The organism is Phenylobacterium sp., assembly GCF_044358365.1.
GTDB lineage: Bacteria > Pseudomonadota > Alphaproteobacteria > Caulobacterales > Caulobacteraceae > Phenylobacterium.
In genome coordinates this window covers 91616-117883 of the sequence record NZ_JBIKNZ010000001.1, presented here as the reverse complement: position 1 = coordinate 117883, position 26268 = coordinate 91616, and the positions used below count along the sequence as shown (strand labels likewise).

General features: G+C 65.1%; 29 protein-coding genes and 1 pseudogene. 12 read left to right on the top strand and 18 right to left on the bottom strand.

Translation table 11 applies throughout. The features are described from left to right. Window positions 1-61: 61 nt before the first annotated feature. The 3 genes from dnaN to hrcA form a co-directional block, all read right to left on the bottom strand. Window positions 62-1180 carry a DNA polymerase III subunit beta gene (gene dnaN / locus ACIQ3B_RS00660; RefSeq protein ID WP_397399115.1) on the bottom strand — a complete coding sequence of 373 codons (1119 nt, stop codon included), beginning with the start codon at window positions 1178-1180 and terminating at the stop codon, window positions 62-64. 169 nt (window positions 1181-1349) lie between these two features. After that, on the bottom strand, window positions 1350-1952 hold the full coding sequence (gene grpE, locus ACIQ3B_RS00655; RefSeq protein WP_397399113.1) for a nucleotide exchange factor GrpE: 603 nt from the start codon (window positions 1950-1952) through the stop codon (window positions 1350-1352). A 14-nt stretch (window positions 1953-1966) separates the two neighbouring features. Beyond that, window positions 1967-2992 carry a heat-inducible transcriptional repressor HrcA gene (gene hrcA, locus ACIQ3B_RS00650; RefSeq protein WP_397399158.1) on the bottom strand — a complete coding sequence of 342 codons (1026 nt, stop codon included), beginning with the start codon at window positions 2990-2992 and terminating at the stop codon, window positions 1967-1969. A 147-nt stretch (window positions 2993-3139) separates the two neighbouring features. On the opposite strand from hrcA, the gene rph reads away from it, so the two are divergent. Then, a complete protein-coding gene (gene rph, locus ACIQ3B_RS00645; RefSeq protein WP_397399111.1) occupies window positions 3140-3856 on the top strand; it encodes a ribonuclease PH in 717 nt (238 codons plus the stop codon). Window positions 3857-4117: 261 nt separating this feature from the next. Here the strand turns inward: rph and ACIQ3B_RS00640 are convergent, their stop codons facing one another. Together ACIQ3B_RS00640 and ACIQ3B_RS00635 are read right to left on the bottom strand one after the other, a co-directional pair. Beyond that, a complete protein-coding gene (locus tag ACIQ3B_RS00640; RefSeq protein ID WP_397399109.1) occupies window positions 4118-4357 on the bottom strand; it encodes a helix-turn-helix domain-containing protein in 240 nt (79 codons plus the stop codon). A 15-nt stretch (window positions 4358-4372) separates the two neighbouring features. Continuing rightward, window positions 4373-4921, bottom strand: coding sequence for a DUF2975 domain-containing protein (locus ACIQ3B_RS00635; protein WP_397399107.1), 549 nt, complete (start codon window positions 4919-4921; stop codon window positions 4373-4375). A gap of 397 nt (window positions 4922-5318) precedes the next feature. Between ACIQ3B_RS00635 and rdgB the strand changes: the two genes are divergently transcribed. From rdgB to ACIQ3B_RS00605, 6 genes are all read left to right on the top strand, one after another. Beyond that, entirely contained in the window at window positions 5319-5918 is a 600-nt protein-coding gene (rdgB, locus tag ACIQ3B_RS00630) for an RdgB/HAM1 family non-canonical purine NTP pyrophosphatase (RefSeq protein WP_397399156.1), read from the top strand. Then, window positions 5915-7063, top strand: a complete 1149-nt coding sequence (hemW, locus tag ACIQ3B_RS00625) for a radical SAM family heme chaperone HemW (protein WP_397399105.1) — start codon at window positions 5915-5917, stop codon at window positions 7061-7063. The genes rdgB and hemW overlap by 4 nt, the downstream gene beginning before the upstream one ends. Window positions 7064-7110: 47 nt before the next feature. Continuing rightward, on the top strand, window positions 7111-7974 hold the full coding sequence (gene rsmI, locus ACIQ3B_RS00620) for a 16S rRNA (cytidine(1402)-2'-O)-methyltransferase (protein ID WP_397399103.1): 864 nt from the start codon (window positions 7111-7113) through the stop codon (window positions 7972-7974). Next, on the top strand, window positions 7971-8342 hold the full coding sequence (locus ACIQ3B_RS00615; RefSeq protein WP_397399101.1) for a YraN family protein: 372 nt from the start codon (window positions 7971-7973) through the stop codon (window positions 8340-8342). Before rsmI ends, ACIQ3B_RS00615 begins: the two co-directional genes overlap by 4 nt. Before the next feature lie 64 nt (window positions 8343-8406). After that, complete coding sequence (gene gshB, locus ACIQ3B_RS00610) at window positions 8407-9354, top strand: glutathione synthase (RefSeq protein WP_397399099.1); 948 nt, start codon at window positions 8407-8409, stop codon at window positions 9352-9354. 135 nt (window positions 9355-9489) lie between these two features. Further along, window positions 9490-11040 carry a YifB family Mg chelatase-like AAA ATPase gene (locus ACIQ3B_RS00605; RefSeq protein ID WP_397399097.1) on the top strand — a complete coding sequence of 517 codons (1551 nt, stop codon included), beginning with the start codon at window positions 9490-9492 and terminating at the stop codon, window positions 11038-11040. On the opposite strand, the gene ACIQ3B_RS00600 is transcribed toward ACIQ3B_RS00605, so the two are convergent. The 4 genes and pseudogenes from ACIQ3B_RS00600 to ACIQ3B_RS00585 all read right to left on the bottom strand — a co-directional run. Beyond that, a complete protein-coding gene (locus ACIQ3B_RS00600; RefSeq protein WP_397399095.1) occupies window positions 10983-11396 on the bottom strand; it encodes a hypothetical protein in 414 nt (137 codons plus the stop codon). The two genes, ACIQ3B_RS00605 and ACIQ3B_RS00600, sit on opposite strands and share 58 nt — an antisense overlap. A gap of 114 nt (window positions 11397-11510) precedes the next feature. Beyond that, the gene (locus ACIQ3B_RS00595) at window positions 11511-11810 is read right to left on the bottom strand and encodes a hypothetical protein (RefSeq protein ID WP_397399093.1); all 300 of its coding nucleotides are present in this window, start codon (window positions 11808-11810) and stop codon (window positions 11511-11513) included. 260 nt (window positions 11811-12070) lie between these two features. Beyond that, on the bottom strand, window positions 12071-12409 hold the full coding sequence (locus ACIQ3B_RS00590; RefSeq protein ID WP_397399091.1) for a hypothetical protein: 339 nt from the start codon (window positions 12407-12409) through the stop codon (window positions 12071-12073). 124 nt (window positions 12410-12533) lie between these two features. Next, a pseudogene (locus ACIQ3B_RS00585) lies at window positions 12534-12701 on the bottom strand (response regulator transcription factor); the annotation flags it as partial. 166 nt (window positions 12702-12867) lie between these two features. On the opposite strand from ACIQ3B_RS00585, the gene ACIQ3B_RS00580 reads away from it, so the two are divergent. Together ACIQ3B_RS00580 and ACIQ3B_RS00575 are read left to right on the top strand one after the other, a co-directional pair. Next, the gene (locus tag ACIQ3B_RS00580; protein ID WP_397399089.1) at window positions 12868-14409 is read left to right on the top strand and encodes a response regulator; all 1542 of its coding nucleotides are present in this window, start codon (window positions 12868-12870) and stop codon (window positions 14407-14409) included. Between the two features lie 71 nt (window positions 14410-14480). Continuing rightward, a complete protein-coding gene (locus ACIQ3B_RS00575) occupies window positions 14481-16172 on the top strand; it encodes an AmpG family muropeptide MFS transporter (RefSeq protein ID WP_397399087.1) in 1692 nt (563 codons plus the stop codon). 4 nt (window positions 16173-16176) lie between these two features. Here the strand turns inward: ACIQ3B_RS00575 and ACIQ3B_RS00570 are convergent, their stop codons facing one another. From ACIQ3B_RS00570 to ahcY, 4 genes are all read right to left on the bottom strand, one after another. Then, window positions 16177-17010: a serine protease gene (locus tag ACIQ3B_RS00570; RefSeq protein WP_397399085.1), complete on the bottom strand. Its 834-nt coding sequence runs from the start codon at window positions 17008-17010 to the stop codon at window positions 16177-16179. Window positions 17011-17027: 17 nt separating this feature from the next. Further along, window positions 17028-17447, bottom strand: a complete 420-nt coding sequence (locus ACIQ3B_RS00565) for a DUF350 domain-containing protein (RefSeq protein ID WP_397399083.1) — start codon at window positions 17445-17447, stop codon at window positions 17028-17030. A gap of 58 nt (window positions 17448-17505) precedes the next feature. Then, the gene (gene rlmN, locus ACIQ3B_RS00560; protein WP_397399081.1) at window positions 17506-18672 is read right to left on the bottom strand and encodes a 23S rRNA (adenine(2503)-C(2))-methyltransferase RlmN; all 1167 of its coding nucleotides are present in this window, start codon (window positions 18670-18672) and stop codon (window positions 17506-17508) included. 106 nt (window positions 18673-18778) lie between these two features. Next, window positions 18779-20170: an adenosylhomocysteinase gene (ahcY, locus tag ACIQ3B_RS00555; protein ID WP_397399079.1), complete on the bottom strand. Its 1392-nt coding sequence runs from the start codon at window positions 20168-20170 to the stop codon at window positions 18779-18781. Between the two features lie 166 nt (window positions 20171-20336). On the opposite strand from ahcY, the gene ACIQ3B_RS00550 reads away from it, so the two are divergent. The 3 genes from ACIQ3B_RS00550 (at window position 20337) to ACIQ3B_RS00540 (ending at window position 22661) form a co-directional block, all read left to right on the top strand. Next, the gene (locus ACIQ3B_RS00550; protein WP_397399077.1) at window positions 20337-21263 is read left to right on the top strand and encodes an ABC transporter ATP-binding protein; all 927 of its coding nucleotides are present in this window, start codon (window positions 20337-20339) and stop codon (window positions 21261-21263) included. Continuing rightward, a complete protein-coding gene (locus ACIQ3B_RS00545) occupies window positions 21260-22021 on the top strand; it encodes an ABC transporter permease (protein WP_397399075.1) in 762 nt (253 codons plus the stop codon). The genes ACIQ3B_RS00550 and ACIQ3B_RS00545 overlap by 4 nt, the downstream gene beginning before the upstream one ends. A gap of 175 nt (window positions 22022-22196) precedes the next feature. Next, a complete protein-coding gene (locus tag ACIQ3B_RS00540; protein WP_397399073.1) occupies window positions 22197-22661 on the top strand; it encodes an endonuclease domain-containing protein in 465 nt (154 codons plus the stop codon). 8 nt (window positions 22662-22669) lie between these two features. On the opposite strand, the gene ACIQ3B_RS00535 is transcribed toward ACIQ3B_RS00540, so the two are convergent. The 5 genes from ACIQ3B_RS00535 to ACIQ3B_RS00515 are packed head-to-tail and all read right to left on the bottom strand — an operon-like array spanning window position 22670 to window position 26121. After that, entirely contained in the window at window positions 22670-22945 is a 276-nt protein-coding gene (locus ACIQ3B_RS00535; protein ID WP_397399071.1) for an HPr family phosphocarrier protein, read from the bottom strand. After that, window positions 22942-23346 (bottom strand): PTS sugar transporter subunit IIA, encoded by a 405-nt coding sequence (locus ACIQ3B_RS00530; protein ID WP_397399069.1) that lies wholly within the window; start codon window positions 23344-23346, stop codon window positions 22942-22944. Before ACIQ3B_RS00530 ends, ACIQ3B_RS00535 begins: the two co-directional genes overlap by 4 nt. A gap of 60 nt (window positions 23347-23406) precedes the next feature. Further along, a complete protein-coding gene (locus ACIQ3B_RS00525; RefSeq protein ID WP_397399067.1) occupies window positions 23407-23841 on the bottom strand; it encodes an HPr kinase/phosphorylase in 435 nt (144 codons plus the stop codon). After that, window positions 23838-25433, bottom strand: coding sequence for a stimulus-sensing domain-containing protein (locus ACIQ3B_RS00520; RefSeq protein WP_397399065.1), 1596 nt, complete (start codon window positions 25431-25433; stop codon window positions 23838-23840). Before ACIQ3B_RS00520 ends, ACIQ3B_RS00525 begins: the two co-directional genes overlap by 4 nt. Beyond that, complete coding sequence (locus ACIQ3B_RS00515) at window positions 25402-26121, bottom strand: response regulator transcription factor (RefSeq protein ID WP_397399063.1); 720 nt, start codon at window positions 26119-26121, stop codon at window positions 25402-25404. The genes ACIQ3B_RS00520 and ACIQ3B_RS00515 overlap by 32 nt, the downstream gene beginning before the upstream one ends. Window positions 26122-26268 lie beyond the last annotated feature (147 nt).

The following is a 26268-nucleotide window of genomic DNA, read 5'->3' as shown; positions in this document are numbered from 1 at the left end:
TCGCGACAGGACCGGGCGGCTGCCGCGTGTCCTCTCGGGGGCAGGCCGGGCTATCCGCTCCCTACACCCTCAAGGGCATCAGGATGTACTGCACATCGGCATCGCCCGGATCCAGCACCAGCGCCGGGTCATTCGGGCCGCCAAACCGCAGCTCCATGCTCCCGCCGGAAATCTGGTCGGTGATGTCCATCAGGTAGCGGGCATTGAAGGACAGCTCGAAGGGGTCGCCGTCGTAGTCGATTTCCAGTTCCTCGACGGCCTGGCCGGCTTCCATGTTGCGCACGGTCAGCACCACGCGACCGGATTCGATGGCCATCCGGACCGAGCGGCTCTTCTCGGCCGAGATGGTCGCAACGCGGTCGACGGCCTGGGCGAACACCTTGGCGTCGACCATCACGGTGCGCTGGTTGTCCTTGGGGATGACCCGGCCATAGTCGGGGAAGTTGCCGTCGATGACCTTGGAAGTGAGGGCTGCGCCGCTGAGCTCCAGGCGGATCTTCTGGGGGCTGATCTGGACGTCGACGCTTTCGCCGGCGTCCTCAAGCAGGCGGCGGGCCTCGTTGATGGTCTTGCGCGGCACGATCACGCCCGGCATGCCGACGGCGCCTTCCGGAGCGGGCATGTCGGCCAGCGCCAGGCGCGAGCCGTCAGTGGCGACCGCGCGCAGGCGAGCCTGGCCGTCGATCATCACGGTGTGGAGGTAGAGGCCGTTCAGATAGTAGCGGGTCTCTTCGCCCGAAATGGCGAAGCGGGTCTTGTCGATCAGCCGGATCAAGTCGTTCACATCCACCGACATGCGGCCAGAGAATCCTTCGGACGACATCACCGGGAAATCGCCGGCCGGAAGCACCGGCAGGTTGAAGCGACTGCGCCCCGCAGCCACCGTCAGGCGCGGATCTTCGCCGGTGAAACTTAGGGAGACGTCGGCGCCTTCCGGCAGCTTGCGCACGATCTCATAGAGGGTGTGCGCGGGCGCAGTGATCTGGCCGGGCTGGTCTACCTGGGCCAGGGCCTCGTCGATGATCTCCAGGTCCAGGTCCGTGGCGGAGAAGGTCAACCGGTCGCGGTCGGCCGACAACAGCACGTTCGACAGGATCGGGATGGTGTTGCGCCGTTCGACGGCGCTTTGCACGTGGCCCAGCGCCCGAAGCAGGGCGGCGCGTTCAATGGTCAGCTTCATGTCGGTCCCGGCTCGCCTACACGCGCAAACGAATCACCTTCGCTCGCCCGCGCCCCGATCTGAAAGGGATTCGAGACATTAGCGAAATCGCCGGGGCGGGGAAGTCCCCCAATCCCAGAGATTCCCGGCGCCTGTGGACAGGCGGCGCGCGGGCTGTGGGCGGGACCGTTCAGGCCCGGGTATCGAAGCTCGCGCCGGCGTCGCGGCCCTCGGCTTCACCCCCGGCATAGGGGTTCGTCGGCGCAGCGGGCGCGGGCGCCTTGGCAGCCACCACCACCATCGCCGGGCGGACCAGCCGGCCCAGCAGTTCATAGCCGGCCTGCATCACCTGAACCACGGCGCCGGGTGACACATCCGTGCCCGGCTGCTCCATCATGGCCTGATGCTTGTGGGGGTCGAACTTCTCGCCCTGCGGCGGGTCGATCTTCTTGAGGCCATTGCGCTCGAAGGCCGCCAGCAGTTCCCTGGCGGTCATCTCCACGCCGATGACGTAGTTCTTCACCGCAGGATCGCCGCTCTCGTTCGGGGCGGCGGCCGTTGCGCGGTCAAGGTTATCGGCGACGCGAAGCAGGTCGGTGGCGAATTTCTGGATGGCGTAGGCGCGCGCGTCATTGGCCTCACGCTCGGCGCGGCGCTTGGTATTCTCGGCGTCTGCGGCGTAACGCAGCACCTGTTCCTTCAGCGCCTGAACCTCGGCCTGCAGCGCCTCGACCTCGGCATCGACGGAAGGGGTGTCGGCTTCCCAGTTTGCGGGGGTATCGTTCTCGGACATCTCGACTCAATTCTTCATGTGTTCATCACCTGGCCAAGAACGCGGGCGGTATAGTCCACCAGCGGGATGACCCGGGCGTAGTTCAGGCGGGCGGGCCCGATCACGCCGATCGCGCCGACCACCCGTTGTGAGCCCGTCATATAGGGCGCTGCGATCACAGCGGAACCCGAAAGCGAGAACAACCGCGTTTCAGCCCCGATGAAGATGCGCATGCCCTGGCCATCGCGCACCCCATCCAGCAGGCCGATCAGCTGTTCTTTCTGCTCCAGATCCTCGAACAGCGAACGCACGCGTTCCAGGTCATCAATGGCCTGGGTATCTTCGAGAAGGTTGGCCCGGCCGCGAACAATCAGGGCGCGATCGGCTGCCTCGCCGCCGCCCCAGGCCGCCAGACCATCCTCCACCAGCCGCGCCGCGGTGTCATTGAGCTCGCGGCGGGCCAGGTCCAGTTCGCCGCGAAGATCGGCCTTGGTTTCGCCGAGCGTGCGGCCACGCATGCGGGCGTTGAGGAAGTTGGAGGCTTCCTGCAGCGCCGACGGTGTGACGCCGGCAGGCTGGCGGATCAGACGGTTTTCCACCACCCCATCGTCGAACACCATGATCGCTAGCGTGCGGTCGCCGGAAAGCGGCACGAATTCCACGTGGCTGACGCCCGCATCACGTACGGGCGTCACCACGACCGCAGCGCCGCCCGCCAACCCCGACAGGATCACCGAGGCCTCGTTGAGCGCATCCTCGTAGTTGCGGCCATGGGCGAGCAGCCGGGTCTCAATCTCGCGGCGCTCATCGCCGCCGATGTCGCCCACCTCCAGCAGTCCGTCGACAAAAAGGCGCAGGCCCGCATGTGTTGGCAGACGCCCGGCGCTGGAGTGCGGCGCGCCAAGCAGGCCCAGTTGCGTCAGATCCTGCATGGTATTGCGGATCGAGGCAGGCGACAGCGACACCCCGCCCCGCGACAGGGTGCGAGAGCCCACTGGCTCGCCGGTCTCCAGATAACCTTCGACGATGCGGCGGAATATGTCGCGGGCGCGGGCGTCCATGTCGACGAGCGACGGGCCACGGGCAAACAGGGATGGGTTCACGGGGTGCGGCAGGGGTCCCTCGCGGCCCCCATGGACGGGGCCTTTCGGATACAGGATAAGCGCGACCCTCAGCGGCGCAAGCTGCGCCCTCAAGAGTCTTTTGCCATGCGCCCCTCCGAACGCACTCCCGAACTGCTGCGACCCATCACCCTGGAGACGGCGGTCACCCGATATGCCGAGGGTTCGTGCCTGATCACAGCCGGGCACACCAGGGTGCTGGTCACGGCCAGCCTGGAGGAAGGCGTCCCCGGATTTCTGCGCGGCAAGGGCCAGGGCTGGGTGACGGCCGAGTACGGCATGCTCCCGCGGGCCACCCACACGCGAGGCCGGCGAGAGGCTGCCCAGGGCAAGCAGTCGGGCCGCACCCAGGAGATTCAGCGCCTGATTGGCCGGTCGCTTCGCGCCGTCACGGACATGAAGGCGCTGGGTGAGCGCCAGATCACTGTGGACTGCGATGTGCTGCAGGCGGACGGCGGCACGCGCACCGCCTCCATCACGGGCGCCTGGGTGGCGCTACGACTGGCGACGAAATACCTGCTGGATGAGGGCGTGATCACCACCGACCCGATCCTCGACCAGGTGGCGGCTGTCAGCTGCGGGATTTTCAATGGAACGCCGGTGCTGGATCTCGACTACGAGGAGGATTCCAACGCCGAGGCGGATTCCAACTTCGTGCTGACCGGCTCGGGATCGATTGTTGAGGTCCAGGCGACCGGCGAGAAGCGCGGGTTCAGCCAGGGGGAGTTCGACGAACTGTTCTCGCTGGCCCGCAAGGGCATCGGCGAACTGTGCGCCCTGCAGAAGGCGGCGGTCGGGGGTTAGGCCCGACCGCGCGCATCAATTTTCAGAAGAATACGTAGAAGCGCATGGCCGAAGCCGGCAGGCGCTCCAGTTCACGCGCCAGCGGCGCGAACATCGCATCCAGGAGTTTTTCGATCAGGGCGACCATTTGAGCCACGCCTCCATTGTGCAGTGCAATGAGGGCCGGATGGGCGCGAACTGTTGTCAGATCAAGGGTTTTCGTTAAATCCACAGTGATTCCCGCTGCATTGCGGGAACGAGTTGCCGCGATGCAACATCGCGCTAATCGGGTTCGTCATCCAGTGGCCCGTCTTCTGACCCGGCCTCATAGATCAGCAGATCGCCGGGCTGACAGTCCAGCTCCCGGCAGAGCGCGGCCAGTGTCGAAAACCGGACGGCGCGGGCCTTGCCGGTCTTCAGGATCGACAGGTTGGCGATGGTCACCCCCACGCGGTCGGCCAGTTCGGTGAGGGACATCCGGCGATCCAGCAGAACGCGGTCGAGATTGACGCGGATCGGCATATTCCAGGGTCTCCGCTAGATGGTCAGTTCGGCTTCGCGGCGCAGGCGTGCGCCTTCGCGGAACACCTCCGCCAGGACGAAGACGACCAGAACGGAAAACCAAGCAGTGAGGCTGAGCGACGGCTCCACCCGATCAAGGCCCGGGAAGACCCACACACTCAGCGCCCAGAAGGCGTAACGGCCCAGCTCTAGTGCGGCCAGCATCAACCCGATCAGTCGCAGGCGCGCCACATTATCAGGATGAAAAGGGTCGCCCGCTGTCAGCGTCATGAAGATGCGCCGTAGGGACCCCACGATGACGAGGATGGCGGCAAGATACAGAACCGCGGACGCCAGGGAGCGCAGAATGTTTGCGCCGTTGGCGAGAAGCTTTGTAATGTCGGCGTTTGGAGCGCCATCGGCGCCAGCCCGAAGGCCGATCACGAGATCAGGATTGAACCTGACCAGGAGCGCTGCCACCGTCACGACGCCAAGGATCGCGAGGCTGGTCCAGAGGGCGGCGAAAACGACGTCCAGGATGACTTTCAGAAAGCTCGAAACCGAGCCGGGTCCCATGGCGCGCAATGTCGACGGCTCCCCTTCGTGCGTCTGGATCCGCCGCGGCGCCAGGTCAGGCAGGCAATCGGGGCGGATCGGACGACCCCATAAGTAGCAGGGCCGCGTCTTAGAGAAAGGCCGCTTCGGCCGCGATGGCCAGGATGGGCGCGCCAGCGAGGATTACGACGAAGGTCACAGCGACGCGGTCGAGGATGGACATGGCTTGAGAGAACATAGGGGTAGCTCCGTTTTATATGCTGCGTTGCAGCGAGTTAATGTTCGGAGCGCCGTGCCCCGATGTGCTTATCGATACGGTTACATTGCTTTTCGATCAAATTAACATCGGGTAACGACAGTAAACTTTTGCAATGCAACATCGTCGGCGGAGGCTATGGTCCCGGAGCGGTCAATGCGGAGTGAATCAGTGTCGTTAATTCTGGAGCCCGGCACGCGGCTGGTGGTGGCGACCCACAATCCCGGCAAGGCTCGCGAACTGGCAGAAATCCTGGAGGGTCGCTTTACCCTGGTGGCCGCTGGCGAACTGGGCCTGCCTGAGCCGGAGGAGACCGAGGCGACCTTTGTGGGCAATGCGATGCTGAAGGCGCGGGCCGCCGCAGACGCCTCGGGGCTGATCGCGCTGGCGGACGACTCCGGACTTTCGGTCACCGCGCTGGGCGGCGCGCCCGGTGTCTACTCGGCCCGCTGGGCCGGACCGGACAAGGATTTCAGTGTGGCGATGGAAAAGGTTCGCGCACGCCTTGAGGAGACCGGGGCTACCGATATGTCCGCCTGGTTCACATCGGCGCTGGCTGTGGCCTGGCCAGAGGGGCCCGCGGTGGTCGTCGAAGGACGGGTGGACGGGACGCTGACCTTTCCGCCCAGAGGCGATCTCGGGTTTGGCTACGATCCTATCTTCATTCCGGAAGGCCATGATCAGACGTTCGGCGAGATGGCGCCCCTGACCAAGGATGGCATGAGCCACCGCGCGCGGGCGTTCGCAAAACTGAAGGCCGCCCTGCTTTGACCCTGCCGCTCGGGGTCTATGTGCATTGGCCCTATTGCGCCCGCATCTGCCCCTACTGCGACTTCAACGTCTTCCGGGCCAGGGGCCGTGAGATCGAGGCGTCTGACCTTGCCCGCGCCATCGTCGAGGACCTGAAGGCCCAGGCCGCGCTGACCGGTCCGCGTGATCTGGTGTCGATCTTCTTCGGCGGCGGCACGCCCTCACTTATGGAACCGGGCCATGTGGCGGACATCATCGCATCCGCCCGGGCGCTGTGGACTCCGGCCGCTGATCTCGAAATCAGCCTTGAGGCCAACCCGACGGATGCCGAGGCGGCGCGCTTCAGCGCGCTTGCCGATGCCGGTGTCGGCCGATTGTCTCTGGGCCTTCAGGCGCTGGACGACGCGGCCCTGAAATTCCTCGGGCGAAGTCATGACGCCGCACAGGCCCGGCGGGCGGCGGAGGTCGCGGGTGCGACTTTCCCACGCCTTTCGCTGGACCTGATCTATGCTCTGCCGGGACAAACGTCAGTGGGCTGGATCGAGACCCTGCGTCACGCCATCGCCCTGGGCAGTGAGCACATCTCACCCTACCAGTTGACCATTGAGTCGGGCACAGCCTTTGACCGGGCGGTCCGACGCGGGGTGTTCAGACCGCCGGGTGAGGACCTTGCCGCAGACCTCTACGACACCACCCAAAGCGTTCTCGAGGCCGAGGGGTTTGAAGCCTATGAGGTTTCCAACCATGCGCGGGGGGCTGCGGCCAGGTCCCGGCATAATCTCGTGTACTGGAGGGGTATGGACTATGTCGGCGTCGGGCCCGGCGCCCACGGTCGCTTGACTCTGGATGGCGCTCGCGTGGCCACGGTGGCGCCGGATCGCCCGGCCGACTACCTCCGCCAGGTATCCGAAACCGGGTTGGGGTTCTCGGCGCGCGAAACCCTCACCGCACAGGACGCCGCGGAGGAGCGCCTGCTGAGCGGCCTGAGGATTCTGGAGGGCGTGGCCTTCGAGGACGTCGCGATCCTGGGCCTCAACCGGGATCACCCCCGTGTCCGTGACTTCGTTCAACTGGGCCTGCTGGTCGCCGACACGGACAGGCTGCGAGCCACTGCAAATGGTCGCAAGGTACTCGATCGATTGACCACCGAGCTCGCGACGGCCTGATAAGGCGCGGCTTGCCTTTCGCCGCCCAACCGGCGAACCCTGCGCCCATGGCTCCACCGATTATCCTGCCGGCCCTGAATGAAACCCCGCTGGCGTCCGGCCTCTATGTGGTGGCGACACCGATCGGGAATCTGCGCGACATCACATTGCGTGCGCTGGATGTGCTGGCGCAGGCCGACCTGGTGCTCTGCGAGGATACGCGCGTCACCGGGAAACTGCTGCACGCCTACGGGATATCGGCGAAGCTGGAACGCCACGACGAGCACGCGGCAGAACGCGCCCGGCCCAGGGCGCTGGCCGCCCTTGCGGAGGGCAAGCGGGTGGTTCTGGTGAGCGACGCCGGTACGCCCCTGATCTCCGATCCCGGTTACAGGCTGGTTCGCGAAGCTTCCGTCGAGGGCTATGCGGTGATCCCCATACCGGGGGCGTCGGCACTCATAGCCGGACTTTCGGCGGCCGGGCTGCCCACCGACCGATTTCTGTTCGCGGGATTTCCGCCGCCGAAAAGCGCCGCGCGCAGGACATTCCTGGAAGAACTGGCAGGCATCCGCACCACCCTTGTCTTCTATGAAGGCGGCTCCCGGCTGGCCGATAGCCTGTCCGACATGGCTTCCGTACTGGGACACCGTGAGGCCGTGGTTTGTCGCGAACTGACCAAGCTTTACGAAACGATCTATCGCGGGCCGCTTTCCGCCCTGGCGGCGGATCCAGAGCTGGACGCGCCCAGGGGCGAGATCGTCATCCTGGTCGGTCCAGGTCGGGAGACCGAGGCCTCGGCAGCCGACGCCGACGCTGCGCTGGCGGACGCCTTGACCCGTCTCAAACCTGCCGAGGCCGCGTCCGAGGTGGCGAAGGCGCTGGGCCTGTCCCGCCGCGATCTGTACCGCCGGGCCATGGAACTGAAGCGGTGACGCGCCGCGCCGCCCGTGGTTTGGCCGCGCGTCGGTCGGGACGCCGGGCGGAGGTGTGGGCGGCGGTCTGGCTCATGGCCCGCGGTTACCGGATCCTGGGGTTTCGCCTGAAGACCCCGATCAGCGAGATCGACATCCTGGCCAAGCGCGGCGATGTGCTGGCAGTGGTGGAGGTGAAGAGCCGGACCGAACTGGAAACCGCGCTTGAGGCCGTGGGCGCAGATCAACGCGAGCGGTTGCTGCGCGCTGGCGTCCAGCTCGCCCTGGCGCGCCCGGCGCTCCGGGATTGCGCCGTGCGGCTGGACCTGATCGCCCTGGCTCCGGGTCGCTTGCCGCTGCACATCCCGGATGCGTGGAAAGGCGTCTGAGGCCGGGTAGCCTTAGCTGGCCCGAACGCCTATGTCGGAGAGGTCGCCAAAGGGGGAACTGCGCATGTCACTGAAGGTCGCCGTCCAGATGGATCCCATCGAGGGCATCAATATCGAGGGCGACACAACCTTCCTGATGATGGAAACCGCCCAGGCGCGGGGCCACCAACTGTTCGTCTATGTGGCCGAGACCCTGGCCATGGACGAGGGTCGGGTGTTTGCGCGGGGCCGGGACGTCACTGTCCAACGGACCTTTGGCGCGCACGCCACGCTGGGGGATTTCCGCAAGGTCGGGCTTGCCGAGTTTGATGTGATCCTGCTGCGCCAGGACCCGCCGTTCGACATGCACTACATCGACACCACCTTTTTCCTGGAAGCGGTGCATCCGAAGACCCTGGTGGTGAACAATCCGGTTGAGGTGCGCAACGCCCCGGAGAAACTGTTCGTCACGAAGTTTCCCGGGCTGCAACCGCCGACCCTGATCACCTGGGACAGGGCGGCCATCATGGATTTCCGCGACCGCCACGGCGATATCGTGCTGAAGCCGCTGAACGGGCGCGGCGGGTCTGGGGTGACGCGGCACCTGAAGGACGACCCCAACCTCGACACCTTGCTGGAACTGCATGCCGAACTGGGGCGCGAACCCGTGATTGTGCAGAAGTTCCTGCCCTCGGTAACCAGGGGCGACAAGCGGATCCTGCTGGTCGATGGTGAGCCGGTGGGCGCCATCAACCGGGTTCCGGGCAAGGGGCAGATCAGATCGAACCTCGCCGTCGGAGGAACCGCCCACCCCGTCGAGCTGACCGCGCGGGATCACGAGATCTGCGCGGCGATTGGCCCGGAGCTGAAGGCGCGCGGCCTGATCTTCGTCGGCATCGATGTGATCGGCGAGTATCTGACTGAAATCAACGTGACCTCGCCCACGGGCGCACCGTCGCTGAAACGATTCTCCGGGGTCGACGCCACCGAGGTGATGTGGGCGCGGATCGAAGAGCTGCGCGTCAAAGCGTAGGTTATTGTGGAAGAGACGCTGGGAAGTCACGGAAACGTCTCGCTTTCTCTCTAGGTTCTTTTTTTGTTCTTGATCCGGACCGCCGTTCGTGTTGGTCTTGTGGATAAGTTTTGTCTGGATACAAGGGGTTGAGGCATGTCGGCGCGGGTGGTGACCCTGGCGTTCAGCGGTGTCGAAGCCGTCCGCGTAGATGTGCAGGTCCAGTTCACCCGGGGGGATCCAAAGTTCTTCCTCGTGGGGATGGGCGACAAGGCCATCTCCGAAAGCCGTGAGCGGGTGCGGGCGGCCTTTGTTGGGATGGGCCTCTCGCTGCCGGCCCGACGCATAATCGCCAACCTGGCCCCGGCCGACCTGCCCAAGGAAGGCAGCCACTACGACCTGCCGATCGCGCTGGCGATCATGGCGGCCATGGGGATCGTCCCACCCGACGCGCTGGAGGGCTGGGCGGCGGTGGGTGAACTGGCGCTGGATGGCCGGATCACGGCGGTGACGGGCGCCTTGCCTGCGGCGGTAGCGGCGGGCGGCATGGGGCTCGGACTCATCTGCCCCGAGGCCTGCGGGCCGGAGGCGGCCTGGGCGGGCGAGACGCGGATCCTGGCGGCGCCGTCGCTGATCGCCCTGGTCAATCACTTCCGCGGAACCCAGGTGTTGTCGCCACCCGAAGCAGGGCAGATGCTGGATGGTGAACGGGTTCCCGATCTGCGCGACGTCAAGGGTCAGGAGCACGCCAAGCGCGCGCTGGAGATCGCCGCCGCCGGGGGACACAACATTTCGTTCATCGGACCGCCGGGGTCTGGCAAGTCGATGATGGCGGCGCGCCTGCCGGGACTGCTGCCGCCGCTGACCGCGGAGGAGTTGCTGCAGACCTCGATGATCCACTCGGTGGCAGGGCTCATCGCCAAGGGCCAACTTACCCGCGCCAGGCCGTTCCGCAGTCCCCACCATTCCGCCAGCATGGCCGCACTCACTGGCGGCGGCCTGAAGGCCAAACCTGGCGAGGTAAGCCTGGCCCACAATGGCGTGCTGTTTCTCGATGAACTGCCCGAGTTCGGGACCCAGGCGCTGGACAGTCTGCGCCAGCCGCTGGAAACCGGTGAGGTGGTCGTGGCGCGCGCCAATGCTCACGTGCGCTATCCGTCACGGTTCCAGCTGGTGGCGGCCATGAACCCCTGTCGGTGCGGGCACGGCGGTCCAGGCAAGGGCGCCTGCGGCCGCGCGCCCCGCTGCCAGACCGACTACCAGGGCCGCATCTCCGGCCCATTGATGGACCGCATCGACCTGCAGGTTGAAGTGCCGCCCGTCACCGCCGCCGACATGGCTTTGCCGGCGCCGTCCGAAGGCACAGCGGAGGCCGCCGCGCGTGTGGCCCAGGCCCGGCGGTTGCAATCGGATCGCGCCAGGGCGTCAGGGCGCGAGGGTGTCGCAGTGATCAACAGCCTGGCCGAGGGCGACTGGCTGGAAACCATCGCCGACCTGGAGGCTTCTGCCCGGGCGCTGCTGTCCCGCGCCGCCGAGGCCGGGGGGTTGTCAGCGCGCGGCTGGACCCGGACCTTGCGGCTAGCGCGCACCATCGCTGATCTCGAGGGCGTCGAATCGATCCGTCGCGTCCATGTGGCGGAGGCGTTGATCTACCGGAGGGTCGCGCCGGGCGTAGCGTCAGCAGTCACGCCGGCCGCTCTCACGTAAGGCGCGGTCCACGCACCGTAGCCAATCGTGAGGAGGCTGAGGTAGCTCCAGATCAGCATGGCAGTGAGGTAGGCCCACCCGTTGACCCCGGTGTCCAGAGCGTGGGCAATGTGGGTCACGACTATCAACAAAGTAAACCCCGCCGAAAACAGCGGCCAGTAACGGTTGCTGCGCAGCGCCAGGCAGACCATCAGAACCAAAAGTACGGAGTCTACCGCCATCACAGCCCACTGAGTTTCCTCACTCAGCGGCCGGGACAATACAAGTGTGATCGCCCAGTTCGCCAGCGTGGCGGCCGCAGCCAGTCGCTCGTCGTCCTGGCCGCGACACAACGCCAGGCCGCAAACGATCATCATGGCCACAGGCCAGACCCAGACCGGAAGTTGGTTAGCAGGCAAGGAAAATGGCCCCCGGTTTCGCCAAGGGTCGCATTCTGACAGAGGCTGTCGTCAGTTGAAATGATTAGTGCGTCAGGAGGCGATCCTGAGAGCGCGCATGCGGATGCGCTCCGCGTGCACCGCTTGCGCCGGCGGCTTCGCACCGCTAGCGCCACCCATGGTGATGGCGCCGAGGCCAATCTGGCCCTGGACGATGCTGAGTTCCTTGTGGGTTTCGACAATGGCGCGGCGGGCCTCGGCCAGGGCCATCAGAGCCTGACTTGCGTGTTCCAGGGCATCCTGACCGACCGGCGCCGATGCGCCCCGGCCTGGCCTGGCGACGCATCGCGGGCATTGCACCGGCGAGATTTGCGGTTTGGGCGAGGGCGGCATCAATCGAAGCTTCTGCTTCGAACAGGGCCGCAGCGACTTGCTCGGAGACCATGCGGCGTTCTTTGAGCGTGAAGTCTCTCCACTCGCGACAATTCTCTTTCACACGAGAAAAGTCGCAGGGTAGCGTTACCAGCCCGTTCAGGCGCGCGCTAAATCTCGTGCCAAGTCGCTCAAGGCGTGCAAACCGACCAGCATGCCGCCAAACGCGACGGCAGTGATGGCGGCTATTCCCAGAATGGCGCCAAGCCGAACTGACGGCGTCAGTTCATTTCGGCGGAGCCAACCTCGGCTTCGCCCTTGAAGTTCTCGTCCAGGAGAATCCAGGTCAGGCACAGAATTTCCCGAAGCACCATCTCCGGCGGTTTGAAGGGCGCGAGCTTGCGGGTGGCCGAAACCAGGTGCCGCGCCATGTCCGCCTGCGCCGGAGTCGCCGAAAGATCCACCAGCTGCCGTTCCAGTTGGGACCAGGAGAAGCCCGGGAGCAATTCTTCCCGCTTCGCCAGAGCCGGCCACCGGGTTTCGAAGTCGTCGATTTCCCGACGCAGGCGCAGCGCACGACCGATCACCGCTCTGTTCTCGAAGTTCGGTTGCTGACCCATCAGAGCCTCCCGCTGTTGCAGGGGCACCGAGCCAGTTTCCGGAAGGTGCGTCTGTCCTCACTGTGTCGTGTCCCGATTCAATCAGGACAGGATCGAGACCTGCGTCGCGCAGCAATCGGGCGGCGGTGTAGCGATCAGTCACTCCCAGTTTCTTGCGGGCGCGGTCGCAATAGGTGTCAACGGACGTCTTGGACATGCCCAGTTCACGGGCGATCTGCTTGGAGCTGAAATGCCTGTCCACGAGGCTCAGGCATTCCAGTTCGCGCTGAGTCAGAAGCTCCAGAGCCTTCATCCAATCCTCGAGGCACCCTTGCGTAATCTGCCACAGTAAACAGCGCCGGGATCGTTTCGTCTATGGCAAGACGCCATAAGGCTGAGATTTCAGCCGGTTCCGGCTCGCATTTGACCCATCGTTAAGCGATTGGCGGTTAGGCAACGGCCCTATGTCCAGACACTCCATGCGCCCCTTATCGGAACGCCGACCGACTCGCGCCCAGATCGGCGCCGAACAACTGGCCTCGCTCAGCCATGAATTTCGCACGCCGCTGAACGGCGTCCTCGGCATGGCGCGCCTGCTTGAAGGCACCCGACTTACCGCCGAACAGAAGGCCTATGTTCACGCGTTGCACGACAGCGGCCAGCACCTGCTGACCCTGGTCAATGACGTTCTCGATTTCGCCAAGCTAGGGGCGGGGCGTGTGGAACTCCACGCTGACCGCACGAACCTGGAGGGCCTTCTGCAAGGCGTCGCCGAGCTGCTGTCGCCCCGTGCGCGCGAAAAGGACCTGGAGATCGCATGGACGGTGCCGGCCGCACTGAGCACGATCCACGCCGACGAAGGACGCCTGCGACAGATCCTGCTGAACTTCGCCGGAAATGCGGTGAAGTTTACAAGCGCCGGCGGCGTGCTGATCTCGGTCTGCCAGACTGGCGGCGGAACGATCCGCTTTGTCGTGGAAGACACCGGACCCGGCGTCTTGGAGGATGACCGCGATCACATCTTTGAGGCCTTCGCTCAGGCGGACCAGACACATGCAGATCTGGGGGGCACAGGTCTCGGGCTTGCCATCGCCCGGCGGCTTGCACACGCCATGGGCGGGGAAGTGGGAGTGGGTGAGACCTCAACAGGGGGCGCCAGCTTCTGGTTTGAAGCCGCCTTTCCGGAACTCCCGGGGACGCCGCGGGAGCAGCCCTTGAAGGGGCGACGGATCGGCATAGCGTCGCCCAGCCCCATCGTTCGCGAGGCCGCGAAACGTCAGGTCGAAGCTTGCGGCGGCGTGGCTATTGTCACCCACGACTTGCCCGAAGCGATTACGCGAACGCGGCCCGGCGATGTGGTGCTGGTGGATGCGCGACTGGCCGGACCCGGCGCCACGCTGCGCGCGCCGCTGCAGCGCGCAGCCATCGTATTGCTGGCGCCGGAGGAGCGGGACCAGATCGCCCGCTACCGGCGTTCGGGGTTTCAGGGCTATCTGATCAAACCTCTGCGTCGCGCCTCGCTCGCCGAACGCGTGTTGGTGGCGGCAGGATCCGCCCAGGCCGTCGCCACCCCGCGCGAGGATGACCGGATTGCCGCCGCTGCGGCGCCCGGCGCCCGGATCCTGCTCGTGGAGGACAACCCCATCAACGCCTTGCTGGCGCGCGCCCTGTTGACGCGGGAAGGCTGCGACGTTGAGCACGCCATCAGCGGCGAGGAAGCCCTGGTGGCCGCACGGCTGCGCGCCTTCGATCTTGTCCTTATGGATATGCGGATGCCGGGGCTCTCCGGAGAACAGACCGCGCGACAGATGCGCGCCGAGGGTATTGCGACGCCGATTGTCGCCCTGACCGCCAACGCCTTTGAGGACGATCGCCATGCCTGCCTCGCGGCTGGCATGAATGACTTCATGGTCAAGCCGGTCTCGCCCGACACCCTCCGGGCGGCGCTCACCCGTTGGGCAAGGCCGCGCAATACGCCGTTCCGGATGCCCGGCTTTCCAAAGGTCACGCGCACGTCCTGACGCGCCGCCTTTACCGAACCGCCGACACGGGCCAAGTTCGCCGCTCAAGTCGCCGCCGGACAGGAGAGGTCATGAGCGCAGAGGCCTCCGAAACCAAACGAGGTGCGCTGGCGGCCCTGGCGGTGTTCATTGAGCGCCGCGCACTGGTAATGCTGGCGCTTGGCTTTGCCTCCGGGCTTCCAAACCTGTTGATCTTCGACACCCTGTCGCTTTGGCTGCGCGAAGCCGGTTTGTCGCTGAAGGTGATTTCGATCTTCGCGCTGGCGACCCTGTCCTATTCACTGAAGTTTCTCTGGGCGCCACTGATCGACCGCACCCGGGTGCCCGGCCTGACAGGCCTGCTCGGTCACCGACGTAGCTGGATGATTGTGCTTCAAGTGTTGCTGATGATCGGGCTCTGGCTGATCTCAGGGACAGATCCGGCCAGCAATCTGGCCGTGATGGCTGCCTTTGCCGCCTTCGTGGCCTTTGTTTCGGCGACCCAGGACATCGTCATTGACGCCTGGCGGATCGAGGCGGCGGACATCGAGAAGCAGGGCGCCATGGCGGCCGCCTATCAATGGGGCTACCGGGTCGCGATGGTGGTAGCCGGGGCTGCGCCGCTTTTGCTGGCCGAGGCCTATAGCTGGAATTTCTCCTATGCCGTGATGGCCGGACTGATGTTGCTGGGCGTGGCCGGCGTCCTGTTCGCGCCCAGGGAACGGGAGCACGCCATCAGGCCGATCCACGCCGAAGGCGTTCCGAAGCGCCCCGCGCTGGAACTACCCGAGTGGGCCGGGCGCCTGGCGGTCTTTGCTCTGGGGGCGCTATTGCTGGGCTGTGGCCTTGCGGCTGACGCTTCACTTCTGGCGGCGGGCCTGCGAGGTGTCGGGCTGGCAGACGCCGGTGTCGCCATCACCGAGGCATGGGCGTTGAAGCCGGAAGGCATCTACCTTCAGCTTCTGGCCGTCGTCGCCGGGCTGGGGGTTATCGTCCTGGCCGTCTGCCCGATCCCCGGATTCCGGACCCGGCCAGGGGTCTATCTGTTTGCAGCACTGGGCGACCCCTTGCGCGATTTTTTCGTGCGCTATCGGGGGACAGCAGCTTTGATCCTGGCGCTGATCTGCCTCTATCGCCTCTCCGACTTCGTGCTGAACATCATGAACCCATTCTATGCGGACCTGGGCTTCAGCAAGGTCGAGATCGCTGAGGCGCGGAAGGTGTTCGGGGTCGTGATGACTGTGATCGGCGTCGGATTGGGCGGCTACGCGGTGGCGCGGCTAGGCCTGATGCGGGCGCTGCTGATCGGCGCCTTTGCCGGGCCGCTAAGCAATCTCGCTTTTGGCTGGCTGGCGGTGCAGGGGCCGGAACTCTGGGCCCTGTTTGTGGCCATCGGCATCGACAATGTCGCCGGCGGAATCTCGGGGACTTGCCTGATCGCCTACATGTCCAGCCTGACGTCAGCCGGTTTCACCGCCACACAGTACGCGCTGTTTTCATCGCTCTACGCCCTGCCCGGCAAACTGATCGCCTCGCAGTCCGGGCGGCTTGTGGAGGGTTCGGCGGCGGCGGCGGATCAGGGCGGTCCGATGGCGGCGCTCAAGACACTCTTCTCGGGTCTGCCTCCGCAGGCCTATGCAGGCGCCATCGAGAAGTCTCAGGTGACGCCGGCGGCGCTGGGCGCCGGCTATCTGGTGTTCTTCCTTTACTCTGCCGCGCTGGGCGTGGCGGCAGTGTTCCTGGCGTTCCTTGTGGCGCGCCGAACGCCGCCAATGAGCGAATAGGCGATCAGGTTCCGTCGAGACAGACGACCTGGGCGATCTGCAGTTCGCGACGCAGATCGTCGGCGACGTAGAAATAGTTCTGCGGCGTGATGGACTCGCCGATAGCGCCTCTATCCGGGCGGCGGCCGCTGGTGGCGAGGGTAGCGCTCACCACTTCCGGAGCGGTGGTATAGATGCGGCCCCGTCGCGGGCTTTCGGCAATGGTTACGCCCAGTACACGCCCGCTCGCGTCGAGCGCAGGAGCGCCGGACAGGCCGCCAAGCGTGCCCTTCAGGCCCTCGGTGCGTCCGGTCTCGGCCCAGACCAAGACCGGCTCGGTTCGGGCGCCATGGCCGCGCACCACGAGATTTTCGCGCCCCAGCAGCCGTGAGCTGGCCTCACCAGGCTCACCCTGCGGGAAACCCGGATGGAAGGCGCGCTGTCCGCGCCGCAGGGGTTCGCTGAGCGCCAGTGGCAGGGGAGCGGCGCCGCCCTCGGTGTAGAGCATGGCCGCCTCCCCCTTGGGGTCGACCAGCACCTTCACCGCAACCCCGGTTCCCGGGCCAACCACGATCGCTACGCGCTGGCAGCCATCCACGACATGCCGTGCGGTCAGCCAGACACCGGAGCGGGCTATGGAAAAGGCGGTGCCGGCCGAGGGGCCCGCCTTGGCAGGAACGTCCACCACCACAGCCGGATCGAACGGCGAAGCAGGTCCCAACGCCTCGCCCAACGGGTCGCTGCTGCGCGGCGGCGGCGGCGGCGCATCCGTACGCTCGTCGCGGCCGAGCGCTGCGAACAGCAACGCCACGACCACCGCCGCATAGACCACCCAGTCCGGCAGTCGTGGGAAACGCATTTCAGCCCAACGCCATTCTAGCTGCGCGCGGCCGCGATCACGAGCGCGGTGGCCAGCTTCGCACCCACCAGCAGGGCGGCGGCCGAGATCTCACCCTCCTGAATACGTTTAGGCAGACCTCGAAGGATCAGGTCCGTCAGCCGGAAAACAAGGAGCTGCACAACCACCGTGACGGCGCCCCAGAGCCCGATCTCGATGACATTGGTCGAGGCCTTCAGCGAGGCTGAGAGCGGGATCGCCAGGCCCACCAGCACCCCAGCCAGAGAAATCGCTGCCGCAGTATTCCCCTCACGGATCAGGGTGATTTCCTTATGCGGCGTGAGCAACACATAGAGTGCCGCTGCGGCAAACAGGATCACTACGGTAACGCCGGAGTGGGCCAGAAAGACCGGAAAACCGGCGGCAAAGGCCTGTATTTCGGGTGAGGGCGTCGGCATACGGTTTCCCCTTAACGGCGCGGCCAAGCGTTAGCACGGCTCGAATATCGGTGTGAGATCAGGCGTCTGCCACCGGCGCGGCGATCCTGCGTCGCGCGCTGGCGCGTAGTTTCTCACTCTCACTCTTGAGTTGACCGCAGGCGGCGAGGATGTCGCGCCCGCGCGGTGTCCGGATCGGTGAGGCATAGCCACCCCGGTTAAGGATCGCGGCGAACGCCTCGATGGTGGACCAGGATGAACATTCATAGGCCGTGCCCGGCCATGGATTGAACGGGATCAGATTGATCTTGGCCGGAATGCCCTTCAGCAGTTGCACCAACGCCTTAGCCTCGGCCGGGGTATCGTTGACGCCCTTCAGCATAACGTACTCAAACGTCACCCGTCTGGCGTTGGAAAGGCCAGGGTAGGCGCGGATGCCGGCTATCAGCTGCTCCAGCGGGTACTTCTTGTTCAGCGGCACCAGGACGTCACGCAAGGCATCGTTTGTGGCGTGCAGTGAGATAGCCAACATGGCCTGGGTCTTTTCCCCGAGGTCGTGCAACTCGGGCACAACGCCGGAAGTCGAGACGGTGATACGTCGCCGCGAGATCGCAATGCCTTCGTTGTCAGCGATGATGTCTATGGCCGCGGCCACATGGTCCAGATTGTAGAGGGGCTCGCCCATGCCCATGAAGACGATGTTGGTAAGCCGGCGGTCTTCCTTCGGACTTGGCCACTCTTCCAGATCGTCGCGGGCGACCTGGACCTGCGCCACGATCTCGGCGGCGGTCAGGTTGCGCACCAGCGCCTGGGTGCCGGTGTGGCAGAAGGTGCAATTCAGCGTGCAGCCCACCTGGCTGGAAACACAAAGCGCGCCCGCACGGCCCACGTCCGGGATATAGACGGTTTCGACCTCGATACCGGGAGCCAGCCGGATCAGGTATTTCCGGGTGCCGTCCTTTGACACCTGGCGCTCTACGATCTCGGGACGGGCCAGGGTGAAGGCCTCAGCCAGGGTAGTGCGGGTTTCCTTGGCCACGTCGGTCATCCGCTCGAAGTCGGTGACGCCGTAGTGATGGATCCAGCGCCAGAGCTGGGTGGCGCGCATCTTCGCCTTCGCCGCAGGGACGACGTCGGCCGCGACCAGCACCGCCGCCAGCTCAGCGCGCGTCATCCCGCAGAGATTCGGTCGCACGGTCGCCGGCGGTTGGGCCGCCGGGCGGCTGAGATCGAGAGTAACACCCAATGGATAGTCCCTGGCTGGAAGGGCTGCGAATATAGGCGAGCCGGGGCCACACTCCAAATGTCTGGCGTGGCGGCCGCTTTCGCACCCGCCACGCCGTCAGTGCGATCTAGTAGCGGTAGTGGCTCGGCTTGAACGGTCCCTCGGTGGGCACGCCGATGTAGTCGGCCTGCTCCTTGGACAGCACCGTCAGCTTCGCACCCAGCTTTTCCAGGTGCAGCATCGCCACCTTCTCATCGAGGTGCTTGGGCAGGACGTGGACGCCGATCTCGTAGTTGGCTCCATTCTGCCAGAGCTCCATCTGGGCCAGGGTCTGGTTGGTGAAGCTGGCGCTCATGACAAAGCTGGGGTGGCCGGTGGCGTTGCCCAGGTTCACGAGACGACCTTCTGACAGCACGATGATCTTCTTGCCGTCCGGGAATTCCACATGGTGGACCTGGGGCTTGATCTCGTCCCACTTGAAGTTGCGAAGACCGGCGATCTGGATCTCGGAATCGAAGTGGCCGATGTTGCAGACGATGGCATTGTTCTTCATCGCCCGCATGTGGTCGACGGTCAGCACGTCCTTGTTGCCGGTGGCGGTGACGAAGATGTCGCCCTTGCCGGCGACATCGTCCATGGTCTGGACGTCATAGCCTTCCATGGCCGCCTGCAGGGCGCAGATGGGATCGATCTCGGTGACGATGACGCGGGCGCCGCCGTTGCGGAGCGAGGCGGCTGAACCCTTGCCCACGTCGCCGTAGCCCAGGACCACCGCAACCTTGCCTGAGAGCATCACGTCGGTGCCGCGACGGATGGCGTCCACCAGGCTCTCACGGCAGCCGTAGAGGTTGTCGAACTTGGACTTGGTGACGCTGTCGTTGACGTTGATGGCTGTAAACGGCAGTTCGCCGCGCTCATGCATCTGGTACAGGCGATGGACGCCCGTCGTGGTCTCTTCCGACACGCCCTTGATGCTATCGCGGATCGCCGAATAGAAGCCGGGCTTCTCCTTCAGGTAGCGCTTCATCACGGTGTAGAGGGCTTCTTCTTCCTCGTTCTCCGGCCTGTCGAGGATGCTGGCGTCCTTCTCGGCCTTGGGACCCAGCACGCAGAGCAGGGTGGCGTCGCCGCCGTCGTCGAGGATCATGTTCGGATAGCCGCCGTCCGACCACTCGAAGATCTTGTGAGCATATTCCCAGTACTCGATAAGCGTCTCGCCCTTGATGGCGAACACCGGGGTGCCCTTGGCCGCGATGGCGGCGGCGGCGTGATCCTGGGTCGAGAAGATGTTGCACGATGCCCAGCGCACGTCAGCGCCAAGAGCCTGCAGGGTCTCGATCAGCACCGCCGTCTGGATGGTCATGTGCAGGGAGCCCGCGATCCGGGCGCCCTTCAGCGGTTGGGATTTGCCGAACTCGGCGCGCGTGGCCATCAGGCCCGGCATTTCGGTTTCGGCGATATTGATTTCCTTGCGACCGAAATCGGCCAGCGAAAGGTCCTTCACGATATAGTCGGTCATCGTCTGTCCTGAGGTCGAAGGGCTGTGATTGGCGGCCCCTATAGCCGTCGGACCATCTTCTAGCAATCGGATATAAAGAAATCCTTATGTTCCAATTTGGGGCGCGGCAGGCAGTTTTGGTCGCCCAGCCGTCGCAGGATGCTATGACCGCACTGCAGGAGACCCCGTGCCGCCGATCATCACCATCAACGCCCTGTCGAAGACCTATGCGGGCAGATTTCAGGCCCTGAAAGGCGTCGACCTGACCATCGCGCGCGGCGAGATCTTCGCCCTGCTGGGCCCCAACGGCGCCGGCAAGACCACCTTGATCGGCATCGTCTGCGGTCTGGTCAAGCTGACGTCAGGGACCGTGGTCGCCGATGGCCACGACATCCAGACCGACTACCGCGCCGCCCGGGCCAAGATCGGGCTGGTGCCGCAGGAGATTTCCACCGACGCTTTTGAGACGGTGTGGGACACGGTCCGCTTCTCGCGTGGTCTGTTCGGCAAGCCGCGTAACGACAGCTATCTGCAAAAAGTGCTGACCGACCTCAGCCTGTGGGAAAAGAAGGACGCCAAGATCCAGGCCCTGTCCGGCGGCATGAAGCGGCGGGTGATGATCGCCAAGGCCCTCTCCCACGAGCCCACGATCCTGTTCCTGGACGAGCCCACAGCCGGCGTCGACGTCGAGCTGCGGCGGGACATGTGGGAGATGGTTCGCAAGCTGCGCGACGATGGCGTCACCATCATCCTGACCACCCACTACATCGAGGAGGCCGAGGAGATGGCCGATCGGATCGGGGTGATCTCTGGCGGCGAACTCATCCTGGTGGAGGAGAAAGCCGCCCTGATGCGCAAGCTGGGAACCAAGCGGCTGACATTGCATCTTCAGGAACCGCTGGTCGCGTTACCGGGCGAGCTGGCCAGCGAGCCGCTGGAACTGGCGGCGGGCGGAGCGGAGCTGATCTACACTTTCGACGCCCAGGCCGAGCAGACCGGCATAGCCGATCTGATCCGGCAGCTGGCCGGTCACGGCATCGACTTCAAGGATCTGCAGACCCGCGAAAGCAGCCTGGAAGACATCTTCGTCAGCCTGGTGCGGAGCCGGCCATGAACGTCCACGCCATCCGCGCCATCTATCAGTTCGAGATGAACCGCTGGATCCGCACCATTGTGCAGTCGGTGGCCGCGCCGGTGATCTCGACGTCGCTCTATTTCGTGGTGTTCGGCGCTGTGATCGGGGCCCGCATGGCCTCGGTGGACGGCGTGAGCTACGGCGCCTTCATCGTGCCTGGCCTGCTGATGTTGTCGATCCTGACCGAAAGCGTTTCGAACGGTAGCTTCGGCATCTACATGCCGAAGTTTGCGGGTACGATCTATGAGGTGCTTTCGGCGCCGATCTCCTCGGCCGAGTTGGTGCTGGGCTATGTGGGTGCGGCCGCCACCAAGTCGATGGTGCTGGGAATGGTGATCCTGGCGACGGCGCGGATCTTCGTACCCTTTGAGATCAACCACCCGTTCGTGATGCTGGGCTTCCTGGCCCTGACCTCCGTGACTTTCAGCCTGTTCGGCTTCCTTATCGGGATCTGGGCCGACGGCTGGGAGAAGCTGTCGATCATTCCGACACTGGTGATCACGCCCCTGACCTTCCTCGGCGGCAGCTTCTATTCCATCGAGATGCTGCCTGGCGCCTGGAAGACGATCGCCCTGTTCAATCCCGTGGTCTATCTGGTGAGCGGCTTCCGCTGGAGCTTCTACGGCGTGTCGGATGTGGGCGTCGGCGTCAGCCTGGCGGCGACGCTGGGTTTCCTGGTCGTGTGCCTGGCGGCGGTAACCTGGATCTTCCGAACCGGGTGGCGGCTGAAGACGTGAAGGGCTGTTTCTTGCGATGAGCTTGATCGTGGCCGCCCCACCCTGCGCGCCTTTGGCGCGCTGTCCCGCCCCGTTAAGGGAGGGATTTGAGCGCTTGAAGTCCCTCCCTTAATGGGGAGGGACGGACCGCGCAGCGGTCAGGGTGGGGGAGGTGGGGTCAAGCTGGACGCTTGCAATGAGTACAAATCATAAACATACTTCTTCCATGAGACCCGAGATCACCAGAGCCCGTGCAATGCGAGGCCAGATGAGCGACGTGGAGGTGATCCTGTGGAGCCGGCTCAAGCGCCTTCGCGAGCGAGGATTTCACATCCGGCGGCAGGCGCCCTTCATGGGATATTTCCTGGACTTTGTCTGTTACGCGCGCCGGATTGTGATCGAGGTTGATGGCGGGCAACATGCCGATGCGGTCCAGGCCGATCACGACAGGATCAGGGATGCGATCCTTCGCCGTCACGGCTTTCGGACGCTCCGATACTGGGCTTCGGATGTTCGGTATGACACTGATTGGGTGATGGATCAGATCGTTCTGGCGCTTGAGGCGGCGATGCCAGTTGCGCGAGCAGGGCAGGCTTCAGGGAATGAGCTTGATCGTGGCCGCCCCACCCTGACCGCTTCGCGGTCTGTCCCTCCCCATTAAGGTAGGGACTACTCGTCCTCGTCGAACCGTGCGGCGACCAGCTGCACCAGGGCGTCGACAGCCTCTCCGGCCTGGTCGCCCTCGGCCTCGATGTCGATGGTGCAGCCTGTGGCGGCGGCCAGCATCATCAGGCCCATGATAGAGCGGGCGTCGACGGTCTGGCCCTCCCGGGAGACGCGGACTTCTGCATCAAAGGTGGCGGCCAGCTTGACGAACTTGGCAGACGCGCGGGCGTGCAGGCCGCGCTTGTTGACGATCTCGACGGTTCGGGAGGCTTCGCTCACTTCTCTCCGGCCAGAACATAGGACGCGACAGAAATGTACTTTCGCCCGGCTTCCTGAGCGGCGGCAACCGCTTCTTCAAGCGTTACGCGACTTCGCACGCTAGCCAGCTTGATCAGCATGGGCAGGTTAAGCCCGGCAATGACCTCGGCTCTGGTTTGCTCCATCACCGAAATCGCCAGATTGGAGGGCGTGCCGCCGAACATGTCGGTGAGGAGCACGACGCCCTGGCCCTGTTCCACCCGACCGCAGGCGGCCAGGATATCCTGACGGCGACGCTCCATATTGTCGTCAGGACCGATGCAGATGGCCTCGACCGCCAATTGAGGGCCAACCACATGCTCCATCGCGGAGATGAACTCCTGCGCCAGTCGGCCGTGCGTGACAATCACAAGGCCGATCATGCCTTATCTTCCAAGGGGCATCCCCACCCGATGGCGCCAGAACGACAGGCGCGCGCCGAGCTAAATACGCCTCTTGTGCGCCGCGTCAAAGGCCGAGAAAGCGAGAACGATCTTGTGTGGCGCCGATACCGCGAAAGGATCGACCCAAAGTTGCGGGATTTCTACGCCAAGGAGGATCGTGGACTCAGGGTCGGGCAGGCGTTCCGCCGCTCCCAGCCGGACCAGCAGCGTGATCTCGCTGAAGGCCAGCGGGGTGACCCGGGCGATTCCCTGGCCACGCGCCTCGATCTGTCCGGCCAGAATGTCCGGCGCCCTGCCGTAAAGCCGCCCTCCCGCCGACCAGAGCAGCACGCGGTCATCAGCGACCAGCCGGAAGCCGTGGTCCAGTGCGCGGATCGCCAGATCGCTCTTGCCCGCGCCCGATGGGCCCTCGATCAACACACCCCGCCACAGCCCGCCCCGTCGTCGCGCAATGAGGCCCGCGTGCTGGATCATCCGACGGCTTCGGGGAGCACCAGGGTGAAGATCGCCCCCGCAATCCGGCCGCCCGGATCCAACCGATTGGCCGCTGTCAGCCGCCCGCCGTGGGCTTCGGCGATCTGGCGCGCGATGGACAGGCCCAGGCCCGAGTTGCCGCCGAAGGCCGCGCCGCGCGGCCGCGACGTATAGAACCGCTCGAACACAGTCTCCAGGTTCTCCTGCGGTATGCCCGGTCCCTGATCGACCACGGATACCACGACCTCGCTGCGCGCCCGCTCAAGGCTCACCGTCACAGCGCTGCCCGGCGGACTGAAAGACCGCGCGTTGTCGACCAGATTGCGCACGATCTGGCTGAGCGGCCCCTCCCGACCCAGAACAGCGACTACGCCCTGATCGTCTGGAGCCGAGAACACAACGCCCACGTCGGCCGGTTTGGCGGTCGCCTGGTAGAGACCCACGATGTCCCCGATGAGTCGGCCGAAGTCGACCCGCTTCGGCGCATCCCGGGACAACTCGGCATCGAGGCGCGAGGCGTTGGAGATGTCGGTAACCAGTCGGTCCAGCCGCTGGACGTCGTTCTTGAGGATGCCCAGCAGCCGTTCGCGCGCCGGACCGTCTCCCACCAGGTCCAGGGTCTCTACCGCAGAACGGAGCGAGGTCAGGGGATTGCGGATCTCATGAGCCACGTCGGCAGCGAAGGACTCAATGGCGCCCATCCGCTCGCTGAGCGCCTGGGTCATGTCTTCGAGGCTACGGGTCAGGTCGCCGACCTCATCATCGCGACGGGCCAGATCAGGCAGGGAAATCTCACCGGCGCGGTTCTGCCGCACCCGGTCGGCGGCGCGGGCCAGTCGCAGGACGGGCTGGGCCACCAGACTGTTCAGCAGCAACGAAGAGGCAAGGGTCACCAGGATGGCGATCAGGATGAACGGGATCAGGGCGGCGCGTTCGCGCGCGATGATCGCGTCCACATCGCTGGCTTCCAGGGTCACGACCCCCAGCACCGCACGCACATGCTGGATGGGGATCGAGACCGAAACCACCCGCGCCCCACTTTCGCCGCGGCGCATCCCCGCGTGCCGTTTGCCCCGGAGCGCGGTCGCCACCTCGAGGGCCAGCTCCCTGCGTACCTCAGCCGCCGACGGCGGTGTCGGATGAAGCAACCGATCAAGGCCCATGCGAGGATTGTCGCGATCCTTGGCGGGCGGCAAGGAACGGGTTTCGACCTCGTCGGTCATCCAGTCGCTGTCAGCGACCAGGCGGCCCCGCGCATCGAACAGCCGGGCGCGCTGGGCCTTCGGGTTCGATAGGGTCTGCAGCAGTTCAGTGGCCAGCGCCGCGTCCATCTGCGGCTCTGGCTCGCCCACCGTGGCGGCCTGGTTCAGGATACTGGCGATCAGCTCGCCCTGGGTTGTCAGGCTGTCGATCCGGGCGTTCACCAGACCTCGGCGCAACTCATTGAGCACCAGGGCGCCGGAGATCAGGATCGCCAAGCCCAGCAGGTTCAACGCCAGGATCAGCCGCCCGAGGCGCGACCCCGGCAGACTGCGCAGACGCGACCGCCGGGCCGCCGGTTCAGGACTCGCGGTATCGGTAGCCGACGCCATAGAGGGTTTCGATCGCGTCGAACTCAGGGTCCACCTCGCGGAACTTTTTCCGCATGCGCTTGATGTGACTGTCGATCGTACGGTCATCGACATAGACCTGATCGTCGTAGGCCGCATCCATCAGGTTGTCGCGGCTCTTCACGAACCCCGGACGCTGGGCCAGCGACTGGAGCAACAGGAACTCCGTCACGGTGAGCTTCACCGACCTGCCTTCCCATAGGCTTTCATGGCGGGCCGGGTCCAGGGTCAGCTTGCCCCGTTTCAGCGCACGCGCCGCGACGTCAGCCGTCGCCATCGATGGGCCTTCAGAGCCGTCCATCTCGCCACGCCCGGCGCGGCGCAGCACTGCCTTGACCCTTTCGATCAGCAGGCGCTGGCTGAATGGCTTGTGCATGTAGTCGTCGGCGCCGAGGTTGAAGCCCAAGATTTCGTCAATCTCCTCATCCTTCGATGTCAGAATGATCACCGGCATGTCGGAGGTCCGGCGGAGGCGGCGGAGCACCTCCATGCCGTCCATCCGCGGCATCTTGACGTCCAGGATGGCCACATCCGGCGGATCGTTCTCAAGCGCAGCGAGGCCGGAGGCGCCGTCATAGTAGGCCTTCACGGTGTGACCGTGGCTTTCAAGTGCAAGGCTGACCGACGTCACGATATTCTCGTCGTCGTCCACCAGGGTGATTTTCGCCATCTTGGGTTGGTATCTCCATTGCCAAGCCTCTCCACGCTACTGAACCGTGACCGTGGCCTCAATGGGGCCGAGCCATTTAACCAGCAAAGTCAACGTGAGCTTAAACTTGGTGTGGGACTTTAGCCGATCTCGAGGCGACTCCGGCGA

Bases quoted from the DNA above. Each gene is read 5' to 3' on its own strand.
- ACIQ3B_RS00515 (WP_397399063.1), bottom strand. From the start codon at position 26,121: ATGGCGAAAATCACCCTGGTGGACGACGACGAGAATATCGTGACGTCG.
- ACIQ3B_RS00595 (WP_397399093.1), bottom strand. From the start codon at position 11,810: ATGCCGCCCTCGCCCAAACCGCAAATCTCGCCGGTGCAATGCCCGCGA.
- ACIQ3B_RS00575 (WP_397399087.1), top strand. From the start codon at position 14,481: ATGAGCGCAGAGGCCTCCGAAACCAAACGAGGTGCGCTGGCGGCCCTG.
- ACIQ3B_RS00580 (WP_397399089.1), top strand. From the start codon at position 12,868: ATGCGCCCCTTATCGGAACGCCGACCGACTCGCGCCCAGATCGGCGCC.
- ACIQ3B_RS00600 (WP_397399095.1), bottom strand. From the start codon at position 11,396: ATGATGATCGTTTGCGGCCTGGCGTTGTGTCGCGGCCAGGACGACGAG.
- ACIQ3B_RS00520 (WP_397399065.1), bottom strand. From the start codon at position 25,433: ATGGCGTCGGCTACCGATACCGCGAGTCCTGAACCGGCGGCCCGGCGG.
- ACIQ3B_RS00640 (WP_397399109.1), bottom strand. From the start codon at position 4,357: ATGCCGATCCGCGTCAATCTCGACCGCGTTCTGCTGGATCGCCGGATG.
- ACIQ3B_RS00540 (WP_397399073.1), top strand. From the start codon at position 22,197: ATGAGTACAAATCATAAACATACTTCTTCCATGAGACCCGAGATCACC.
- gshB (WP_397399099.1), top strand. From the start codon at position 8,407: ATGTCACTGAAGGTCGCCGTCCAGATGGATCCCATCGAGGGCATCAAT.
- ACIQ3B_RS00565 (WP_397399083.1), bottom strand. From the start codon at position 17,447: ATGCCGACGCCCTCACCCGAAATACAGGCCTTTGCCGCCGGTTTTCCG.
- ACIQ3B_RS00530 (WP_397399069.1), bottom strand. From the start codon at position 23,346: ATGATCGGCCTTGTGATTGTCACGCACGGCCGACTGGCGCAGGAGTTC.
- ACIQ3B_RS00570 (WP_397399085.1), bottom strand. From the start codon at position 17,010: ATGCGTTTCCCACGACTGCCGGACTGGGTGGTCTATGCGGCGGTGGTC.
- hrcA (WP_397399158.1), bottom strand. From the start codon at position 2,992: ATGGACGCCCGCGCCCGCGACATATTCCGCCGCATCGTCGAAGGTTAT.
- rph (WP_397399111.1), top strand. From the start codon at position 3,140: ATGCGCCCCTCCGAACGCACTCCCGAACTGCTGCGACCCATCACCCTG.
- ACIQ3B_RS00545 (WP_397399075.1), top strand. From the start codon at position 21,260: ATGAACGTCCACGCCATCCGCGCCATCTATCAGTTCGAGATGAACCGC.
- ahcY (WP_397399079.1), bottom strand. From the start codon at position 20,170: ATGACCGACTATATCGTGAAGGACCTTTCGCTGGCCGATTTCGGTCGC.
- dnaN (WP_397399115.1), bottom strand. From the start codon at position 1,180: ATGAAGCTGACCATTGAACGCGCCGCCCTGCTTCGGGCGCTGGGCCAC.
- ACIQ3B_RS00525 (WP_397399067.1), bottom strand. From the start codon at position 23,841: ATGATCCAGCACGCGGGCCTCATTGCGCGACGACGGGGCGGGCTGTGG.
- ACIQ3B_RS00590 (WP_397399091.1), bottom strand. From the start codon at position 12,409: ATGGGTCAGCAACCGAACTTCGAGAACAGAGCGGTGATCGGTCGTGCG.
- rsmI (WP_397399103.1), top strand. From the start codon at position 7,111: ATGGCTCCACCGATTATCCTGCCGGCCCTGAATGAAACCCCGCTGGCG.
- grpE (WP_397399113.1), bottom strand. From the start codon at position 1,952: ATGTCCGAGAACGATACCCCCGCAAACTGGGAAGCCGACACCCCTTCC.
- ACIQ3B_RS00605 (WP_397399097.1), top strand. From the start codon at position 9,490: ATGTCGGCGCGGGTGGTGACCCTGGCGTTCAGCGGTGTCGAAGCCGTC.